Source organism: Arthrobacter sp. 35/47 (assembly GCF_000520475.1).
Lineage (GTDB): Bacteria > Actinomycetota > Actinomycetes > Actinomycetales > Micrococcaceae > Arthrobacter_D > Arthrobacter_D subterraneus.
This window is the reverse complement of sequence record NZ_KI914613.1, coordinates 18,312-22,077: the sequence shown is the minus strand read 5'-3', so window position 1 is coordinate 22,077 and position 3,766 is coordinate 18,312. Positions and strand designations below refer to the sequence as shown.

At 65.5% G+C, this 3,766-nt stretch carries 5 protein-coding genes; 1 reads left to right on the top strand and 4 read right to left on the bottom strand.

What is annotated here, in order from left to right; genetic code table 11:
• Positions 1 to 44 precede the first annotated feature (44 nt).
• A complete protein-coding gene (locus X803_RS0112575) occupies positions 45 to 1,013 on the bottom strand; it encodes a DMT family transporter (protein ID WP_026545402.1) in 969 nt (322 codons plus the stop codon).
• Positions 1,014 to 1,074: 61 nt separating this feature from the next.
• Between X803_RS0112575 and X803_RS0112570 the strand changes: the two genes are divergently transcribed.
• A complete protein-coding gene (locus X803_RS0112570; protein ID WP_026545401.1) occupies positions 1,075 to 1,296 on the top strand; it encodes an RNA-binding S4 domain-containing protein in 222 nt (73 codons plus the stop codon).
• A gap of 16 nt (positions 1,297 to 1,312) precedes the next feature.
• On the opposite strand, the gene X803_RS19805 is transcribed toward X803_RS0112570, so the two are convergent.
• The 3 genes from X803_RS19805 to X803_RS22835 all read right to left on the bottom strand — a co-directional run.
• Complete coding sequence (locus X803_RS19805) at positions 1,313 to 1,957, bottom strand: class I SAM-dependent methyltransferase (RefSeq protein WP_035778933.1); 645 nt, start codon at positions 1,955 to 1,957, stop codon at positions 1,313 to 1,315.
• Positions 1,958 to 2,011: 54 nt separating this feature from the next.
• Positions 2,012 to 2,713 carry an alpha/beta hydrolase gene (locus X803_RS19800; protein WP_051470736.1) on the bottom strand — a complete coding sequence of 234 codons (702 nt, stop codon included), beginning with the start codon at positions 2,711 to 2,713 and terminating at the stop codon, positions 2,012 to 2,014.
• Between the two features lie 198 nt (positions 2,714 to 2,911).
• Positions 2,912 to 3,766: HNH endonuclease signature motif containing protein (locus X803_RS22835; protein WP_026545400.1), on the bottom strand; the 855-nt coding region annotated here is incomplete at its 5' end.

The following is a 3,766-nucleotide window of genomic DNA, read 5'->3' as shown; positions in this document are numbered from 1 at the left end:
ACTGCGGTCCCGTCCCGTCCTGCTGTTGCTGGAGCCCAATGGAGTCAGGAGCGCCGCTGCAGGCCCCGGTTCCACGGCAGCGTGGTGAGAATGATTGCCCCCAGGGCCAGAATGGGCCCCGCCACCGTGGCGAAGACGACGACGGTACCCGGCGTGGGAATCACAAGGTCCAGCGCGAGTGAACCCAGCAGCTGGCCTGCGATCATTCCGAGGCCGGTGAGCAGCACGCCGAGGGATCGCACTAGGAGGGCGCCGATACCGATGAAAATGCACCCCATCGGTCCGCCCAGGTAGTACCACCATTGTTCCGGCAGTGGTTCGGGCGGGCCGGCTACCAGCAGCTTCACAAGCCAGGCCAGGAGCAGCACGGAAGATCCGGCAATGAAGTTCATCAGCGTCGCCGTGATGGGGGTGCCGTAGTGCACTGCGGCTGTCCCGTTCATGGCCTGCTGGAAGCTCACCAGAATGCCCGCAGTGATGGGGAGCAGGAGCGGGAGGATGAGCGCCGCCGTCGTGCCTGTTCCTTCGAGCCGCGGTGAGACTGCCCAGACCACAGCGGCCACGGTGAGCAGGACGCCGATGACACGCATGGGAGTGATTACACGCCTGCCTCCCGGCCCGATGCCTGCGCGGTCCACCGCAAGTCCGCTGAGCGTCTGGCCCATCACCGCAGCAACGGTGAACAGCGCCACTCCGAGCAGCGAGATGGTGAGCGCCTGGGAAAAGACGAACAGTGCGCCGATGGTTCCGGCAGCAAGGTAGATGCGTGGGAAGCGCCGCTCGCGGACTGCAGGGACCAGTTGCGCCAGGCCGGCTCGTCCCCGTGGGAGGAGGAGTGAAATCAGGATCATCAGCACCAGTCCGGTGCCGAAGCTGATCAACGCGGCCGCCAGTCCGTCTCCGAGTGTCTGGCCGAGCGCACCGTTGATCCTGCTCTGGAGCGGGATGGCCACTCCGGAGACCACCGCCAACGGGAGACCGATTACGGCAGGAAGGTGGCGGGCGTGGGGCACCCGTTAACCCTAGGGCACCGATCTGTGCGATCAGCCCGTTCCCGGCAGGCATGATGTAACTATGAGCAACAACACTGAAGTGGCGATCCGCGATTCGATGATCCGGCTGGGGCAGCTGGTCAAGCTGGCGAACCTTGCCGAGGATGGCGTGGAAGCCAAGGAGCTGATCGAGAACGGCCTGGTCAAGGTCAACGGTGAGATCGAGGACCGCCGCGGACGCCAAATCCACCCCGGCGATACGGTGACCGTCAACGGCGTTACCGTGACGGTGACCGCCGGGTAAACCTGGACCCGGAGGGCTATTCCGCCTGCGGGTTGCCCAGCGGCCGTGTCTCGCTCGGGTCCAGCTCGCACACTGCCACGAGAAAGTCCGACGACGGTGTCCAGACGCGCAGATCCCACGTCGCCAGCCGTACGGCCACGGAGAAACCTGCGGCGGCGGCATCGGTGAAGAACTCGTCTGCGGTGTAGCGGCGTTCCGCGCCGAATCCTACGACCAGGCGCCCGTCGGGACGCAGATGGCGGGACAGTCGGTTAAGTACCTGCGGCGCCGTGCCCGGAGCTACGAACGCCAGGACATTGCCGGTGCACACGATCACGTCGAAGGGCTCCGCGATGCCGTGGGCCGGCAGGTCCAGGACGGTCAGGTCATCCACGAGCCACTCGGAGCCGGGGTGTGCTGCGCGGGCGGCGTCCACGAGCTCCGCGTCAGCATCAACCCCGACGACGGCATGTCCACGCCGGGCGAGTTCACCGCCAACGCGGCCCTGCCCGCACCCGGCGTCCAGGATCCGCGCGTTGCGGGGAGCCAGTGCGTCGATGAAGCGTGCTTCGCCGTGCAGGTCTGCGCCCTGCGCCGCCAACCGCTCGAAATGCCGGATGTAGGCGGCAGACCGGCTGGGGTTGCCGCGCTTTTCCGCTTCCCAGAGGGTTTCCTTTGTCACTGGCTCTTTGCTTTCTGGCCGGTTCTCACTGGCCCTTTGTGCCTGGGAGGATGGTCAGCGGGATAGTGGGGTCCGGCTGACGCCTGGTACGCAGATCTGCAGGAATTCGCGTACGTGTCCGAGTTCCTGGGCGTTGATGCTGTGGTACATCCCCGCGTAGAGCACTTTGGTCAGCTTGGTGTGGCGGTTCAGCCAGGCGTGGGTGAATTCGATGCGATCTGCGGAGATGACGGGGTCTTCCTGGTCGCGGCCCCAGAAGAACGGCACCCGGTTCTTCTCCAGTTCTTCATCCCGGAAGAATTCGTTGCCTTCTGCGGGGACCACAAAGCCGGAAAGACCGACGACGGCGGCATAGTCGTTCGGTCGGGCACGGAGCATGGAGCTTGCCACTGCCATTCCCATGGAGAAGCCGAGCAGGGTCACGCTCGAGTGTCCGTCCTTGATGGAGTCCACCCAGTCGATGACCTCCTGAACAGCGGAAGTAACTTTGTCGATGGAATAGGCGGCGTCCTGCATCAGCGGAAACCAGGTGAATCCGGGGCCCTGTGCGACCGGGGCGCGGACCGACGCGACCGTGAACTCGTCCGGCAGGAAGTCGAGGATCCCCATCAGGTCTTCCTCGTTGGCCATGTGCCCGTGGAGCAGAACCAGGAGCGGGGTGCCCGAACGCTTCTCTTCGGTATTGGACCAGACAACAACGGGGGCAGTCCCGGAGGCAGACGTGGAGGAGCCAACAGGTGCGGAGAAATTCGTCATTGCTCCATAGTGGCATGTTCAGCGCAGCCGCGATCAGAGGCTGCGCTGATGGAAGGCGGTGCGACGGAAGGCAGCGCGACGGGAGGCGGCGCGATCGGGGCGGTGCGAACGGTGCGGTGCAACGGGAAGCAGCGCGACGGGAAGCAGCGCGACGGGAAGCAGCCTGCGCCTTGCTAGCGCGGCCTCAACCAACCCCTGTTAGAAGGGTGGTGGTGGTTCGGGGAGGGTGGTGTAGGTTTTCCCGCCCAATGACGTGATGTACGGGTCACCGCGCTCGTCTATGCCGGCGGGCCAAATCCCTTCGGTTTTCATCATGTGGTGGAGTTTGCATTTGGGTCCGAGGTTCTCCAGCGCGGTGTGTCCGCCGTGGGCCCAGGGGGTGAGGTGGTCGATTTCGCAGGTCCAGGACGACCGGTTACACCCCGGATGCATACAGGTGGGGTGGGTGATCCTGACCCAGTCCTGGAGGTGTTTGGGTGGCCGGTACCGGTCCCGGCCGACGCTGAGCACCGCCCCGGTTTCCGGGTGGACCAGGATCCGGGTGAAACTCGGGGCATGCGCGGCAAGGCTGCGCGCGGTGTCCGGGTCGATCGGACCGTACCCGTCCAGCAACCCGTTCGCACACCCGGACACGTCCTGAACCCCAGTACCGGAACTCGCGGCGGCGCCGCGTTCCGCGCTGTTTCCGCCGAAGCCCTTACCGCCGCCAGCTCCTGCGCCGGTGCCGTGGTCGGTGGTGTCGGTGGTGTCCTCCGCGTCGGTGGGGAGGTTTTGCCAGTCACTTCGCTTATGTCCCAGGAGGGTCATGACCGGAACGGTGACGAACACGCTCGCCCCGATCCCACGGAACCCGGTGCCTTTCCTCACATCCCCTTCACAGGTGTGAGTCAGGACATCGGCGAACACATCGGCCCGTAACTGGGACAGCGTCCGGGGCTCAGTGGGGCCTTGGAGGGAGCGGGCGGCGGCATCGACCCGATTGAAAATCCCGTGCGCCTGCTCCGCCGGCAGATACGCACCCAGCCATGCCATCCCGTCCTGCTCCGGCTGAAC

Bases quoted from the DNA above. Each gene is read 5' to 3' on its own strand.
- X803_RS19800 (WP_051470736.1), bottom strand. From the start codon at position 2,713: ATGACGAATTTCTCCGCACCTGTTGGCTCCTCCACGTCTGCCTCCGGG.
- X803_RS0112570 (WP_026545401.1), top strand. From the start codon at position 1,075: ATGAGCAACAACACTGAAGTGGCGATCCGCGATTCGATGATCCGGCTG.